The sequence below is a fragment of the Bacillus luti genome, from assembly GCF_009739945.1.
GTDB lineage: Bacteria > Bacillota > Bacilli > Bacillales > Bacillaceae_G > Bacillus_A > Bacillus_A luti.
Genome location: NZ_CP040336.1, coordinates 1,881,030 through 1,897,691 on the forward strand (window position 1 = coordinate 1,881,030; position 16,662 = coordinate 1,897,691).

The 16,662-nt window shown below is 33.2% G+C and carries 13 protein-coding genes; 10 read left to right on the forward strand and 3 right to left on the reverse strand.

Features of this window, described 5'->3' with window-relative positions; translation table 11 throughout:
• The first annotated feature begins 7 nt into the window (after positions 1-7).
• Entirely contained in the window at positions 8-1,240 is a 1,233-nt protein-coding gene (locus tag EUC40_RS09625; protein WP_156574669.1) for an MFS transporter, read from the forward strand.
• A 109-nt stretch (positions 1,241-1,349) separates the two neighbouring features.
• On the opposite strand, the gene EUC40_RS09630 is transcribed toward EUC40_RS09625, so the two are convergent.
• On the reverse strand, positions 1,350-1,580 hold the full coding sequence (locus tag EUC40_RS09630; RefSeq protein ID WP_071711445.1) for a hypothetical protein: 231 nt from the start codon (positions 1,578-1,580) through the stop codon (positions 1,350-1,352).
• Positions 1,581-1,838: 258 nt separating this feature from the next.
• Here EUC40_RS09630 and EUC40_RS09635 point away from each other — a divergent pair, with 258 nt between their 5' ends.
• The 8 genes from EUC40_RS09635 (at position 1,839) to EUC40_RS09670 (ending at position 11,473) form a co-directional block, all read left to right on the forward strand.
• On the forward strand, positions 1,839-2,966 hold the full coding sequence (locus EUC40_RS09635) for a serine hydrolase domain-containing protein (protein ID WP_156574671.1): 1,128 nt from the start codon (positions 1,839-1,841) through the stop codon (positions 2,964-2,966).
• Between the two features lie 441 nt (positions 2,967-3,407).
• Positions 3,408-4,565 (forward strand): agmatine deiminase family protein, encoded by a 1,158-nt coding sequence (locus tag EUC40_RS09640; protein WP_156574673.1) that lies wholly within the window; start codon positions 3,408-3,410, stop codon positions 4,563-4,565.
• Positions 4,566-4,732: 167 nt separating this feature from the next.
• Positions 4,733-5,149, forward strand: coding sequence for a phosphate-starvation-inducible protein PsiE (gene psiE, locus EUC40_RS09645; RefSeq protein WP_071711448.1), 417 nt, complete (start codon positions 4,733-4,735; stop codon positions 5,147-5,149).
• Between the two features lie 183 nt (positions 5,150-5,332).
• Positions 5,333-6,265, forward strand: coding sequence for a bestrophin family protein (locus tag EUC40_RS09650; protein WP_156574675.1), 933 nt, complete (start codon positions 5,333-5,335; stop codon positions 6,263-6,265).
• 394 nt (positions 6,266-6,659) lie between these two features.
• The gene (locus EUC40_RS09655; RefSeq protein ID WP_156574677.1) at positions 6,660-7,637 is read left to right on the forward strand and encodes an agmatine deiminase family protein; all 978 of its coding nucleotides are present in this window, start codon (positions 6,660-6,662) and stop codon (positions 7,635-7,637) included.
• Between the two features lie 42 nt (positions 7,638-7,679).
• On the forward strand, positions 7,680-8,501 hold the full coding sequence (locus EUC40_RS09660; RefSeq protein WP_156574680.1) for a MerR family transcriptional regulator: 822 nt from the start codon (positions 7,680-7,682) through the stop codon (positions 8,499-8,501).
• Between the two features lie 81 nt (positions 8,502-8,582).
• On the forward strand, positions 8,583-10,319 hold the full coding sequence (locus tag EUC40_RS09665) for an amidohydrolase (protein WP_156574682.1): 1,737 nt from the start codon (positions 8,583-8,585) through the stop codon (positions 10,317-10,319).
• Positions 10,320-10,426: 107 nt separating this feature from the next.
• Entirely contained in the window at positions 10,427-11,473 is a 1,047-nt protein-coding gene (locus tag EUC40_RS09670) for an agmatine deiminase family protein (protein ID WP_156574684.1), read from the forward strand.
• Between the two features lie 50 nt (positions 11,474-11,523).
• On the opposite strand, the gene pepF is transcribed toward EUC40_RS09670, so the two are convergent.
• Both pepF and EUC40_RS09680 read right to left on the reverse strand, forming a co-directional pair.
• The gene (gene pepF / locus EUC40_RS09675; RefSeq protein ID WP_156574686.1) at positions 11,524-13,311 is read right to left on the reverse strand and encodes an oligoendopeptidase F; all 1,788 of its coding nucleotides are present in this window, start codon (positions 13,309-13,311) and stop codon (positions 11,524-11,526) included.
• A 113-nt stretch (positions 13,312-13,424) separates the two neighbouring features.
• Positions 13,425-14,216 carry an arylamine N-acetyltransferase family protein gene (locus tag EUC40_RS09680; RefSeq protein ID WP_156574688.1) on the reverse strand — a complete coding sequence of 264 codons (792 nt, stop codon included), beginning with the start codon at positions 14,214-14,216 and terminating at the stop codon, positions 13,425-13,427.
• Positions 14,217-14,755: 539 nt separating this feature from the next.
• Between EUC40_RS09680 and EUC40_RS09685 the strand changes: the two genes are divergently transcribed.
• Positions 14,756-16,657 (forward strand): endonuclease MutS2, encoded by a 1,902-nt coding sequence (locus EUC40_RS09685; protein ID WP_156574690.1) that lies wholly within the window; start codon positions 14,756-14,758, stop codon positions 16,655-16,657.
• The last annotated feature ends 5 nt before the right edge of the window (positions 16,658-16,662 follow it).

The window sequence follows — 16,662 nt, forward strand, 5'->3', positions numbered from 1 at the left end:
TCATACAATGGAAGGGGATGGGGGGATTATTGTGTTAATGGAAGAAAGGATGAATAGTACTTATAAGTGGATTATGTTAATTGTTGCGATGATTGCTCAAACAACAGCGACACTTATAACATATGGTGTCGGAGCTTTCGCTTTATTTTGGAAAGAAGAATATGCTCTTACGAATATGGAAAGCGGATTGTTAGTAAGTGTTGTAAATGTTGGACCGTTATTTTGTATGCTTTTCGTCGGTCGGCTACTCGATCAATATAATGAAAAATTATTAATTTCTATCAGTTCATGTTTGCTAGGGAGTTCACTTTTACTGACTAATATAGTAAATGGATTTAATGGGTTATTATTTGTACTTTTATTAATAGGAATATTTTATAGTGTTTCCCAGCCAGGAGGAAGTAAAGTGATTTTAAAATGGTTCCCAAAAGAAAATCGTGGGTTAGCGATGGGGATAAGGCAAGCTGGTATACCGATTGGTGGCGTGTTAGCTGGAGTGCTAATCCCGTTTCTTACAATACAGTATAATGTGAATTACGCGATAAATAGTATTGCATGCATTTGTATAATTGGAGGATTATTATTTTTTGTGTTTTATAAAGAACCCTATGTTCAGGAGGAAGCAAGGAAAGAACATATTAAAATTTCTTTTTGGACGCAGCTAAAAGGAGTGATATGTAAAAAAGAGTTGTATTCAATATATATAACGGGTATATGCATGATTTCATTGCAAATGGTGTTAGTGGGCCACTTCATGAAATTTTTAGTAAGAGAACAATCAATGACATCTACTGTAGCTGGAACAGTATTTTCAGTGATGTTCTTTTCTGGAATGATAGGCCGTGTTATATTAGCAGCTATTAGTGATGTATTTTATAAGGGGAATCGGCGCATACCTTTATTTATAGCTGTCTGTGCTTCTATCGGTTTGATTCTATTGTTAGTAATAAGCATACATACAGTAACGAGTGGAGTATTGTATGGTGTAAGCGCATTGTTAGGCTTCTTTTCAATTGGATGGTTTAGTCTTTTTATAGCCGAAGTTGCAGAATCAGCAAGCGAAGAATTGGTAGGGATGACAGTGGGTTTTGCACTTACGTTAAATCAAATTGCTATTATTATTGCACCTGTTTTATTTGGTTATATTGTAGATCAGAAAGGGTATACGTATGCGTGGGTGTGTATAGTGGTATTATTAAGTATCTCGGCAGTGAGTTTATATAGTAAAAACAAAAAATAAAAAATGTCAGCAATGTAAATTTTTTATGAAGAAAGTCTAAAGAAATGCCGAATGAGCGACATTTCTTTTTGAATTTATTGTATAATCGAAATATAAATGAGATTCGTTTTCAATGACGTTCATTTCCTCTTTTGAAATTACCTGTTATTTTAGCCATAATTAGTTGTTTTTCTTTATCGTTATTTGCATGATGTATTTTGTTTAAAAATTTTTCAGCATCATTTCCTTTTAATATCATAATTTGTTTTCCGTAATATTCAATTAAAACCATGTTATTTTTTGTTACCCGATAATGAAACATTCTATCATCTAAACGATTGCGTCTATCAGTATTTTTCATATTACATCTCCATTCTTATTAGTATGTAACAAATGTTACAAAAGAAATTGAAATTATAGTTTGACGCATCCGATTGTATGGTGGAAATTTTGTAAGAAAGAAATACAATAGAGAGTAGTCAAAAATTGAATATGAGAAAAAGGGATCTAGTTTAAATAGAGTGAATGTTAGATAATATTATAAAGTATTTGAAAATTAAAAGATATAGAATAGAATGGATGCACGTTAAGTGAAACTAGATAAAAGAGGGTTCCTATTATGTTAAAGAAATGGTTAATCGTTTTCTTTATTTTTGCTGTTTTTTGTGGAAGTGTCGTTACACTCATACATGCAAATAAAGGTAAGAAATATGATATAAAGGCATTTTCTAATTTAAATGATAAGCGCAAGGACGATATGCGAGAGGTTAGCGTAGCTGAAAAAAAGCGTTATGAAATTGCAGCAGAAAAACTAGATCAATATTTAAAAGACAAAGGATTTAATGGAAGTGTTCTTGTAACAAGTAAAGATCATGTGATTTTACGAAAAGGCTATGGCTATGCGAATGTGCAGGATAAAGTATTAACAACGCCAAGAACGAAATATCGTATTGGTTCTATTACGAAAACGGTCGTTGCTATATCTATTATGCAACTAAGAGAAAAAGGGAAATTGAATATTGAAGACAATATAAATAAGTATATTCCATCGTTTCCAGCCGATAAAAATATTACGTTACGAAATTTATTAACACATACGTCTGGGTTGCCAGATCAGGGGCAAGGTAGTGTTGACGCAGCTTCACGTTTAAAATTAGTAACATGGATTGGTTCGCAAGCGTTACAATTTCCTGCAGGGACAGGATGGAAATATACAGATTATAATTATATGGTGCTTGCTTATATTGTAGAAAAAATTTCGAACAAACCGCTCGCTGAATATGTGAAAGAAAATATTTTTACGCCTGTTGAAATGCATGAATCTGGAATGGGAGCAACTCTCCCTGAAGATATTTTCTTAGCAAAAGGTTATACAAAAAAAGATGGTGAGTTAATAGATGCACCTCGTTTAAAAATGAATTGGTTGTACGGTTGTGGTGAAATGTATACGACCGTTGAAGATATGAAAAGGTTAGATGAAGCTATTATGGATGGAAAACTGCTATCTAAACAAAGTGCATTAGATATGTTTACTGCATCACCTGCAAGAAAATATGGATTTAGTTTCTATACGTATCCAGATTATTATCATAATCACGGCGTATTAGCAGGTTGGAATACCTTTAATAATTTTAATTGGGATAAACGAACGTTTGTCATATTATTCTCTAACGTACAAAATGGTATGAATGATACATTTAATCAAGAGTTTAGGAAAATGGCAAATGATTTAATAGAAGGAAAATAATGATGGGAAAATCGGTATTGATATGTAATTATCAATACCGATTTTTTTATCCCGCTTTAATGGGCAGTAAGATCCCCACCTCAAAATTCAGCGAAAGCAAAGAAGTTAGGTGGGGGATCAACTGCCCATAAAAGTCCGATTGGTTCAACTAATAATCAGTGGGGGATGAAGAAAACCCCCACTGATTAAAGTTTCACTTTATTTAGCAATGTTTTACTTAATGAACAAGAAGGTATGGGAGAGCGATTACTATTAGAATAATTTTATATAGGAAGTTAAATGATATGAATGTTACATATAGGAAAGACACTGCATGAAGTTCATCTATTGTATTGAATGTATGCGGAAGATTAATTGGTAAATTTTACATTGATAAAAAGCTTGAGCTTCACATTATGTGAAGCTTTATATTATTGGAGACAAGAGCAGGAGGTTGGAAAAATGAAAAAAATAGTAAAGCTTTGTTTAATAAGTGCATTATCTACAGCGATTATTAGTGGATGTTCTTTTGAAGAGAATAATAAAAATGCAAAAGGGAAAGAGGAGGAAAAGGCAGAGGTACAGAAAAGTGCTGGGAAATATACGATGCCGGATGAGAAAGATAAACATGAAGGTACATGGCTGCAATGGCCTCATGAATACACATATGGTGAAGAGTATAAGCAGGAAGTTGAACCTATTTGGGTTAAGATGGCAAGTTCTTTAACTGAGGGGGAAAAAGTCCACATTGTTGCATACGATGAGGAGGAGAAAGAGCGAATCAATAAGCTTTTAATAGATAAAGGACTGAATATGAATAAAATTGATTTCTTTATCGCTCCTACTGATGATGTATGGGCACGAGATAGTGGACCGATTTTTGTTTATGACAATAATAAAAATTTAAAAATATTAGACCCAGCATTTAATGGATGGGGAAAGAAAACGCCGTACAAAAATGATGCTCGTATACGTGAAAATGTGAGTAAGCAATCAGGGATTGAAAGAATTGATTGGGGAAAGTTTGTCCTTGAAGGCGGCGCAATTGAATTAGATAGCAATGGGACTGCTTTATTAACTCGAAGTGCGGTAACGAATAAAAATAGAAATCCTGATTTATCAGAAAAGGAAATTGAAAAATATATAAGTGACCTTGGGGTATCAAACTTTATTTGGTTAGATGGAGTGCCTAATTTAGATATTACGGATTTTCATATTGATGGATTTGCTAAATTCCATAATAAATCTACCATTGTAACGATGAAAGAAGATGACCTAGCTGAATGGGGTTTATCTAATAAAGATATGGATACATTGTTAGATGCAAAAAATGCTTCAGGAAAGAAATATAAGTATGAATACTTACCGCTTAGTAAAGAAAAAGTTGTATTAGAAAATGGAAAAACTCTTGATTATAAAGGTTCATATATCAATTATTATATTGGGAATACAGTGGTATTGGTGCCTAATTATAATGATCCGAATGATAAAATCGCAAACGATACGATTCAGAAATTATACCCAGATCGTAAAGTAGTTGGTATTGATGTGAGAGAGCTTTATAAAAATGGCGGTATGATTCATTGTGTGACACAGCAACAACCGATTGCATTGAAGTAATGGATTGGAATTTCGTTATGTTGTTTTTGAGACAAAATAGGTGAAATCCTAACTTTACCTATTTTGTCATTCCTTATTATCTGAAACAATTAAATTTAAATATAATGACAAACGAATTATGGTGTGTATTCGCTTTTCGTTTTATATAAAAAAGGAGAAAAATGTTTGTGTTAAAGAACTTAAAAATAGTATTTTCGTTTTTCCCTATCGTTCTACAGTACATTTTAAATGTAGCTTTGATTTGTTTAGGGATTGTATTAAGTGTGTTTCTTATGAAAGAAGTCGTTCAATTTATACAAGAGCTGAAATTAAATGGTGAAGAATCTAGTTATCATTTAATTGATAGTATCGTCGTATTCTTTTTATATTTTGAATTTATTGTAATGATTATAAAGTATTTTCAAATGAATTTTCATTTCCCATTACGATATTTTATTTATATAGGTATAACGGCTATCGTTCGTCTCATCATTATAGATCACGATAGTCCGATAGATTCATTGTTATACGCCTGCGCGATTCTTGTATTAATTAGTGCTTTATTCATTGCAAATTCTAAAATAATGCGTCGTGATTTAGAATAGCGAGCATGTATTGTTTAATTTAAAAAGCTGTTTTATCTTTTGGCCAAAAAAAGGAGTAACGGTATTGAAGGAAATAATTTTAACCAGTTTCGTAATGATAGGGTTTATGATTCTATTATTTAATTGTATACTCTCGTGATTTTAAAGAATAAAAGGTTAATAAGGGAAGAGGTTTTTGTAAATATGGTTCATTACAATAATCAAAATAGTTTACATCAAATATTTACATTAAAGGGAACAGTTATAAGAGATATTTTCCCGCAGATTTTATTATATATTTGCGTTTCAACATTAGTAGTTGTGATTAATTACTATTATGCAGAAATAAAAATTAATCAAACCCCCTGGGTAATTGTTGGAGGAGCCTTAGGCCTACTGTTAGTTTTTCGTACTAACACTGCCTATGATAGGTACTGGGAAGGTAGAAAGTTATTTGGCACGATTGGTGCGTCTACTAGAAATGTAGCAGTTAGTCTTTTATGTTATTGGGAGTCAGAAGGGAAAAAGATTGATCAGGAAAAACTAAAGTTTTTACATTTACTAATTGCTTTTCCTAAAATAGCGAAAGGACATTTGAGAGATGAAAAAGATTTAGATGAGATAAAATCATTGCTTGATATTTGTTCTAATAAGGAAAAAGAAATGTTGATGGAGTCTATTCATTTACCAATTAGTATAGTTTTTCTGTTAAAAATTATACTATCAAAAGGTTTGAAAACAGGTCAAATCCATCCAAATGCAATAATTAATATGGAAGCCGATCTGAATAAGTTGCTTACGGCTGTGGGTGGATGTGATCGTATAAAAACAACACCTATTCCTTTTGCATATTTTGCTCATATTAAAATTTTACTGCTCATATTTTGCGGGACTTTACCGATTGGTCTTGTTGATAGTCTTGGGTGGTTTACAGTACTTGCAACTACGTTTATAAGTTTTGCATTTATAGGGATTGAAGCAATAGGGATTGAAATTGAAGATCCATTTGGTCAGGATCCAAACGATCTTCCGTTAGAAGGGATTTGTATAGGAATAGAAACGCATTTATTAAATTTATATAACCAAAATGTTTTGTTCGAAGCGATGGATATGAACTACGATAAAAAAATTATCTAATCGTCTATCCCGCTTTAATGGGCAGTAAGACCCCCACCTCAAAATTCAGCGGAAGCAAAGAAGTTAGGTGGGGGATCAACTGCCCATAAAAGTCCGATTGGTGAAGGCTAATAATCAGTGGGGGATGAAGAAAACCCCCACTGATTAAAGTTTCACTTTATTGTGTATGGCGATTACATTTTTAATATTGTTATAAAATACTTCTTTTTAAAATCTTGTCAAGAGTCAATGCACGGCTTAACGACAGCGTTATATTTTTTATATAAATATATAATATTTCCTCATGCTATAATCCATTCAAGAAATGTGCACGTTTTAAAAGTTGTAATAAAAAATGAAGAGTATTGAGGAAGAGCGGGCTCCTTAATTATTATACAAAAGAGAGGTAAAGAAGATGGAACAAAAACAAAAGGGAATTATTTTTACTGCGATACCAGATGAATCAAATGAATATTATGAACCGTTTTATGAAGAACTTATTTATTTTAATGAAAATTTAAATGGGAAAAAGGGGGCTACAGACCAACTTATTTCTTTATCAGTTGAAGAACAAGAATTCCATACGAGCTTTTTTGAGTATGATGATATTTGGTTAAGAGATGTTGCGCCAGTTGTAACGAATCACCTTGTTAAATTTAAGTATCGACCAACTTATTTGCCAGAAGATCAAGGGCGGTATTTAGATCAACAATTTAATAAATGGTTGAAAAAGAACGACTTTGAATATGTGAAATCACCATTAATATTGGACGGTGGTAATCTTATTTGGAATAAAAAAGATACTGTTATTTTAACAGAACGCATATTTGATGATAACGATGATTGGACAGAAGAGGAAATTATGGAGCAATTAGAGTGGGATTTAGATGTGAGCCGGGTTATTATTATTCCTGCTGAAGAAGGAGATGTACTTGCACACGCAGACGGAATGGTTAAATTTATTGATGAACATACGATGTTTATTAGTGATTTTTTAGGGGATGATGAATTTAGATATCATGTTCAAGAGATTATTCAAGAGCAAATGCCAGAAGCTGAATTTATCGTTGTTCCTTCCTCATATACAGAGAAAGGACAATATGATCAAGAAATAGCATCGGCAAAAGGTTTATATATAAATATGTTAGAAACATGTGATGCTCTTTATGTCCCTAAGTTTGGACTAGCTAAAGATAGGGAAGTTTTACGATATATTCAACAATATACGGGGAAACAAGTTATTCAAATTCATGTTGGCGAAATATCAACTATGGGAGGCGCAATGAATTGTTTAACGTGGTATTGTCCGAGTCATTTGTTACCTTCAAAAATGAAAAGATTAAACAATCAGAATGAAGGTTCTTCAATTAGAAAGTTTTTGGATTGGTTTTAATAATAAAGTTTACAAAGGAAAATGTGTTCAAGGGGTATGTATATGTATACAATTACTGAATTTTCTCGGATTTGTAAAATGAGTACACGGATGTTAAGACATTATGATAAAGAGGAAATATTGAAACCGGCATATGTGAATCCGGTAAATGGATATAGATTTTATGAGCAAGGGCAGCTAGAAATAGCGCTGAAAATTAAAAAGCTGAGGGAGTACAAGTTTCCTTTGCCGAAAATTAAAGTAATTCTGCAGTCATCAGATCAAGATTCATTTATTAAACATATGCAAGCGCAAATAATAGAGTTGTCTCATGAGGTGAAACAAAATTTACAGGTTATTTCTGAAATGAATGAAATGGTCAATATGAATCATGCTTTAAATATTGCTCGCCATAGAAATTATGACATATTAATTGGAACGAGGAATGAAATAACCGTAATTGCTCAAAGGTTACAAATAGATATAGATTATATGGATGATTATTTTTATGACTTATATGAAGAAGTACAAAAAAATAGTTTGCAAATAGTAGGCTCTCCTTCTACCGTTTTTTATGATGAAGAGTTTATGCCGGGTCACAGTGATATTGAATTAAGAATTCCAATTATGGATGGTGACGATAAAGATGGATTACAAGGATGCGAAATAAAAAAGATGCAACAACATCAAATTGTTACTACTATGCATTATGGTAGCTATGACTATATAGGTTATGCTTATATGGCATTAGAAGAGTGGGTGGAAAAGAACGGTTATATAGTAGGTGATCATCCATATGAAGTTTATATAAAGGGAACTGAATGTGATTGTTTAGTAGAAGAGTATGTGACACAAATTTGTTTTTTAGTTACGAAAATAGAATGAAAATAAGGATTGACATTAACATTATGTCAATCCTTATTCTATATACGAAAGCAATTTAACATAATAAGAAGGAGAAAGAATATGAAAAGAACAATCATGATTATTTGTCTGATTCTAAGTATGGTATGGATTTCGGCATGCACTCCTGGAGAAGGGGAGAATGGTAGCGCTGTTCTACCTAATCAGTTACCTAAAAATGTAGTGTTTAAAAATGGTACAATCTATACTTCAAATGGAAAGCAAGACATCGTAGAGGCTGTAGCCATTAAAGAAGGGAAAATTACATTTGTTGGTTCAAACAAGGATGTAGAGGGATTTATAAATGAAGATACAAAAGTGGTGGATTTACAAGGACGTTTTATCCTCCCTGGTTTTGTGGACAATCATAATCATATATTTGAAGCAAAGTCACCAGCAGCAGGGAATTGTAGTGTCTCACCAGATGCTTCGCTGCAAAAACAACGCTCGTATTTAAAGGATTGTAAAAAAGATGTGAAAGATGGCGAATGGGTAAGTGGAACAGGATTTAGTTTGGAAGAGCTATTAAAAGATATGGACGAAAAAGCAGAACAACAAACGCCGTTACAAGTTCTTGATGAGTTATTTCCTAATAATCCAGTATTAATTATGGAAAGAACCTCTCATTCTGTATGGGTTAACTCAAAAGCACTCGAGTTAGCTGGGATAAATAAAGATACGAAAGATCCGCAAGGCGGAAGAATCATTCGGGATCCAGAAACAGGAGAACCGTTTGGTATTCTTTATGATACTGCTGGAGATATCGTGATGGAAAAAGCATGGAATTCCCAGCCGAAACTTTTTGAAAAGAATTATGACGGTTTGTTAGACGGTTTAGATGAAGTTGCGAAGAATGGTATTACTACAGTTGGCGATGGCCGTCTTTATTGGAAACGAGGCTGGTTAGATGTTTGGAATAAAGTAAATGACGAAAAAAAGCTAACAACGCGAGTAGTACTTCGTCCATGGGTATATCCAAATTTAAATGAAGCAGAACAAATGGAGTATTTTAAAAAAATTAAGCGTGATGATGTATCATCTCGAATGCTTATTAATCAAGTGAAAATGTATAGTGATGGAATTAGCATTAACAGTACAGCTAAAACACTAGAAAAATATAAATTTGAGTGGTTTAAAGGAACCCCGTATGGCTTGAACTATATTCCAGAAGAAAAGATGAAATGGTGGTTAACTGAGCTAAATAAAATTGGTTACGGTGCACTCATTCACACGATTGGTGATGGTGGGGTAAGAGAGAGTTTAAATGCAATTGAAGCAGCGAAAAAAGAAGGGGCGAATCAGCCTTATACGCTTACACACGTGGAAATGGTAGAAGATAGTGATATAAATCGTTTTGCTAAATTAGGTATTAGCGCTGACTTTCAAGTAGGGCATGATTTTGCGGAAGATCCAAAACAAAGCTGGGCAAGTACGTATTTTTCAGATCAACAGATGAAACGAATTATGCCGTTAGGGCGAATTTGGAAAACTGGTGCGAATGTATCACTTAGTAGTGATTGGGATGTAAACGAATTGAATCCACTTGTGACGATTTCGAATGCATTAAGCATTGATGACAAGGGCTTGTCTGATGTATACGCAGCTATTGATGCTTATACAATTAAGCCAGCTAAAGCGTTAGGTCTTGATAAAATTACTGGCTCGATTGAAGTAGGGAAATCAGCTGATATGATATTACTAGATGAAGATATTACTAAAATGAGTGCCGATAAGATTCCGAATGCGAAAGTTTTGGTGACGGTTTTACAAGGAGAAATAGTGTATCACAAGGAGAAGTAAAGAGTCACCTTAAAAAGTTTCTACAAGTAAATGAATATATTCCTGTTGACCTTAACACGATGTCAAAGTATAGACTGGACTTACATTCAGAGAAGGGGTGAACATGTATGAGAAATATAGCAAATAGTTTGTTTTATATGCCGGCAGAATGGGAGAAACATGAAGGAACATGGCTCCAATGGCCTCATGATAAAACGCATAGAGGTGAAGGGTACAGAGCTAAGCTGGATGATATTTGGATAGCGATGGCAAAGGAACTTCATTATGGAGAAAATGTACATATTGTTGTATGCGATGAGGAAGAGAAAGTACATGTCCAATCAAAGTTAATGGAAGCGAAAGTAGATATGGAAAAAATTGATTTCTTAGTACAAGAAACTGATGATGTTTGGATACGTGATAATGGACCAATCTTTGTAAAAGATAAAGAGGGAAAGCGTCGCCTAACACACTGGGTATTTAATGGTTGGGGAGATAAATATCCGTATGAAAAAGATGCTATTATACCAACTAAAATAAGTGAAAGGTATAGCATTCCAAAAGTTGAATCTAGTGTCTGTATAGAGGGCGGGGGAATTGAGGTAAACGGAAACGGGACCTTAATGGCAGCGAAAACTTCTATTATAAATGAAAATCGAAATCCTACATTAAGTCAGGAAGAGATTGAAATGGAGTTAACGAAATATTTAGGGGTAACGAATTTTATATGGATAACTGGTATTCGCGGTGAGGATAATTATGATGAAGATACGGATTACCATATAGATGGTGCAGCACGTTTTGTAAATGAAAATACGATCCTGTATGAATATGATCCTTTTAACGAAGGAGAGTCGTATCTTTTGGAGGCGTACGAAAAGCATTATCAAGAATTGCGACAAGCAAGAAATATAGATGGAAAGCCATTTCAGCTCATACCAGTACCGGTAACGAGAAAAATGGTTAAAGGAGCAGATTGTAAAGGCTCGTATTTTAATTTTTATATTGGAAATGAAGTCGTATTGGTACCTATATACGGTGACGAACATGACAAGTTAGGGATGCAAATTATTGAAGGTCAGTTTCCAGGGAGAAAAATTGTTGGTATTTATGTGAATGAATTGTATGCGTATGGTGGTATGATTCACTGTGTGACGCAGCAGCATATAGGATAAAGTGATTCAAATGAAAAAGCATGCAGATTATATATTCTGCATGCTTTTTTCTACAATGCTGAAAATTCTTCAACAAGTTCACTAAAACGATTTAATGCACTTTCAATCGGTTCTGGTGTAGTTAAATCGACACCAGCTTTTTTCAGTAGATTTAGTGGGTAATCTGAACTTCCGCCTTTAAGGAATTCGATATAGTTTTTCTGTGCATTTGGATCGCCGCTTAATAATTTGTCAGCGATTTGAATGGCAGAGGCAAATCCGGTTGCGTATTTGTACACGTAAAATGGACGATAGAAATGAGGAATTCTAGACCATCCGTATTTTACTTCTTCATCAAATACAAGTGAATCACCATTATATTCTCTAAATAGACTTTCATAAATTTCACTGAAGATTTTTTCGTTTAATGGTTTACCTTGCTCAGCCATTTCATGTGTAATTTTTTCAAATTCTGCAAACATGATTTGTGTAAAGAAAGTACCTTTAAAGCTATCGATAAAGTAGTTAATTAAATGATTACGCACGTTCGTTTCTTTCGCTTCTTTTAATAGATAATGGATTAATAACACTTCATTTACTGTAGAAGCGACTTCTGCAACAAAGATGGAATAGTGTGCAGAAATCCTTGGTTGGTATCCATGCGAATAATGCGTATGCATGCCGTGACCACACTCGTGAGTAAGAGTGAAAAGGCTATTTAAATCATCGTGATGATTTAAAAGAATGAAGGGATGAACGCCGTATACACCAAAGTTATAAGCGCCAGAACGTTTTCCAGGCGTTTCTCTCACGTCTATATATCGTTTGTCTTTAAAGCTTTTTAATGTTTCAATATATTCTTCTCCTAAAGGAGCAAGTGATGCGATCATAATATCAAACGCTTCGTCGTATGGAATATCTTGTTTCACACCCGTTACTAAATCGACGCTTAAGTCATATTGTCTTAGTTCGTCTACATTTAACTTTTCTTTTCGAAGTTCATTATATGTGTGTAAAGATTGAATGTTTTTCTTCGTTGTATCAATTAAATTGTCATATACTTCTTTCGGAACCATATCACCAAATAATGATTTCTCTAAAGCAGATGGATACTTTCTTAGCTTCGAAACAGTAACGTTATTTTTAATTGCAGCAGATAAAGTAGAAGCGATGGAGTTCTTTAATTGAACATACGGTTTGTAATACGCTTTATACGCTTCTTTTCGCTTATCGCGATTCTCATCTTCTATTAATTTTGCATACATTCCGCGTGTTAAGTTCACTTTCTTTCCATCATCAGTCGTCACTTCACCAAAAATAATATCTGCATTATTTAACATACTAAATGTGTGCTGCGGAGAAGAAAGTGCTTCACCCATTTGTGATAAAATTTCTTCTTGATCCTTATTTAATACGTGCTTTTTATAGCGGTACAATTCAAATAAATCTTCTTTATAATATTGCAATCCTTCTGTTTCATCTATGTAAGTATGTAATGTGTTCTCATCGATGCTAAGTAAGAATGGAGAGAAGAATGATTTAGCTGCGCTGACTTTCACATGTAATTGCGATACTTTATCAACAAGTGATTGAGAGTTCGTATCGCGTGTATCTAGGTCAGATTGTAATCGTGCGTAAGCAAACATTAAAGATAATATGCTAGATACTTCTTCGCTCTTCGTTAAATAAGCAAGTAAACGATTGCCGTCGTGAATGTTTCCGTTAAATTCCTTTAGTTCGTTCGTCAATATCTCTATTTTTTTATAATCATTTTCCCAATCCTCAAGTGTGTCGTATATATCAGTTAAGTTCCATTTTTCATTATTAGGTACGTTTAATCGATCTGTAAGTTCTATCATAATCATTTCCTTTCTACATGTGTAGTTACTATATAACTATGAAATACAACAAATTGCAAAAAATCCCTGCTGAAAAATTGAAAAGCATCGCCAAAAGTGGCAATGCTTAAAGGTTATAATGTAATTCCAAATTTCGAATGTAAAAGGTTTGTATATTGTTCGTCTGTAACTGTTTCTTTCGTTTTTTTGCCGTTTTTCGTTACTGTAAGACTATCTTTCGTTAAAGAAGCATGCCCATCTTCTGTAAGTTTTACAATAAGAGGTATTTTATTAAATGGTGAACCTTCATGTTCAACGATAATTTTTTGTGCTGCATTTGCTTTTTCTTCATTTACTGCTTCTGAATAAAATGCATAGCCTAGCGTCCAATCGTCAGCAGAAGATTGATCTAAAAACTCATTGTTTTTACGCATTTCTAACATGTAATTTCCCTTTTCAGTCGTTTCTTTACGAATACGATAATCTCCTGTAACAGAGTGAACGACTTCACCTGAGAATGGGACAGGTGCAAGAGGTAAGTATGATCCGAATCCAACTTCAATTAAATAAAATGCATCCTGATGTTTTAAAACAGTTGCGACATGACCAGAATCAACAGCCCATGTAGAATTTGCTACATTATACACTGTTCCTGAGACGAGATGAACATCGAATCCAGAGTCTTTAAGGAAGTAATACATAGTAGGATTTAATTCATAACAAAGACCGCCACGGTTGTTTACTAAAATTTTTTCTTTTACATTTTCTTTTGATATTTCTTTAAAGTTCTTTTCGAGAACATTTAAGTTTTCAAATGGAACAGTTTGTGCCATTGCTTGCATGATGTGAGGTAAATCTTCAAATGAAACAGTTGCTATTTCTTCTATATGTAATCGTGCGAAAAATTGTTTTTGAAAATCTGTCATGGAAATCCCTCCGTTAAACGATTTATATATATTGTATCTAATATTGAAAGAGGAAACATCTGCATATGTGCGTACGACTAAAGTATGACACCTTTACTTCTAGCTATACATATAGTATGATGATTTCAGTAAATTAGATTTCAATGACTATAATATAAATTAATGAGAGGTGCTTTTTGTGAGTGCGGTAGGTACTAAATAGGAAAAATTTAATGAAATAAATCGGATAAGATCAGGGGATTTTTATGTATATCATACCCCTAACTTTGTCATGGATTTATTTCGATACCTATGAAGATACCTACAATACTTTATAAAGCGTGTAATAAGAGGAGTGCCATATACTTTTTAGGTGGCTTATTTTCTCATACGTTATTACACATGCCTTGTAAATGTAAAAGCTGCGGTATCCCCGCAGCTTTTTTGTATATGTTTTTAATGTATAAAAATGGTAATTGAATAATGTAGAGCTCATTGGAATCTAATGAGTAGGTATCTTCATTTATGAAATATATGAATCATAGTGAGGAGAAATAAAAATGAATACGATGACTTTTGAAAAGTTACAATATAACGAATTAAAAGAAATAGTGAAATCTTATTGTGTAAGTGGATTAGGAAAGGAATTACTAAATAAATTAGAACCGAGTACGAGTATAAAAGTAGTAAAGAATCGATTAAATGAAACAACCGAAGCGCGAGCTATATTAGATGCAGAAGGGCATGTTCCTTTCTTCGGCATTTCAAATATTGCTAGTACAATTCAAAAATTAGAAAAAGGGATGATTTTAGATCCAGAAGAATTAGTAAGTGTTTCAGACTTTTTACGTGGATGTAGAAAGATTAAAAAGTTTATGTTAGATAAAGAATTCTTTGCACCGGTATTAGCTTCTTATGCAAATTCAATGACTGAATATAAAAGTATTGAAGAGGAAATTAACTTTTCAATTAAAGGAACTAGTATTGATGCAGCTGCTAGTAAAGAGCTAAAACGAATTCGAAATAATATCGATGCTGTAGATGGAAAAATAAAAGAACGTTTAACGAAGTTTTTAAATAGTAGTGCAAATAAGAAGTATATTCAGGAATTCTTTATTAGTAAAAAGGATGATCGTTATACGATTCCCATTAAATCTACTTATAAAAATCAAGTTGCGGGAAGTATCGTTGAGGCATCTGCAAAAGGTTCTACTGTATTTATAGAACCGCATACCGTTACAAAGTTAAATGTAGAACTTGCAAGTTTAAAAGCAGAAGAAGCAATGGAAGAATATCAAATTTTAGCAACTTTATCAGGAATGGTGTTAGAAAACATTTATAGTATAAAAATTAACATGGAGCTAATTAGCCAGTATGATATGGTATTTGCGAAAGCGAAATTTAGTAAATCAATCGATGGAATAGAACCGAAGTTAAACGATCATGGGTATATTCATTTAGTGAATTGTAAGCACCCGCTTTTAACAGGGTCAGTTGTACCGTTAAACTTTGAAATCGGTCAAGAATACCGCAGTTTAATTATTACAGGACCGAATGCGGGTGGAAAAACAATTGTGTTAAAAACAATTGGATTGTTAACATTAGCGACAATGTCAGGCCTTCACATTGCTGGAGATAAAGAAACGGAAATCGCTATTTTTGAAAATGTATTTGTAGATATTGGTGATAATCAAAGTATCGAAAATGCACTAAGTACATTCTCATCTCATATGAAAAATCTATCTGAGATTATGAGAATGTCAAATAATAATACGTTGCTATTATTTGATGAAATAGGAAGTGGTACAGAACCGAATGAAGGCGCAGCACTTGCAATTTCTATTTTAGAAGAGTTGTACCTTGCGGGATGTATTACAGTTGCGAGTACGCATTACGGAGAAATTAAACGATTCTCAGAAATGCATGATGACTTTATGAATGCAGCGATGCAATTCAATAGTGAAACGTTAGAGCCGCTTTATAAATTAGTAATCGGTAAATCAGGGGAAAGTAATGCACTTTGGATTGCAAATAAAATGAACGTAAAAGAGCATGTACTGAAAAGAGCAAAAGAGTATATGGGAAATAAAGAGTACGCTTTAGAAAAAGTGAATGAAAGTAAAATTAGAAAACCGAAATTTGTGCAGGAAAAAAGAGAAAAACATTATGAGTACAAAATTGGTGACCGTGTAAATTTATTGGATCATGATGATTTTGGTATTATTTATAAAGAAATAGATAACTTCTATAACGTCGTTGTATATTATAACGGTGAATTCGTTGAGGTAAATGTAAAACGTATTACATTAGAGGTAGCAGCGAAGGAATTATACCCAGAGGGATACGATTTAAATACACTATTTGTTAATTATAAAGAGCGAAAAATGCAACACGACATTGAGCGTGGATCGAAAAAAGCGCTTCGTAAAATTCAAAAAGAAATAAAAAAGAATAGAGGATAAATTAA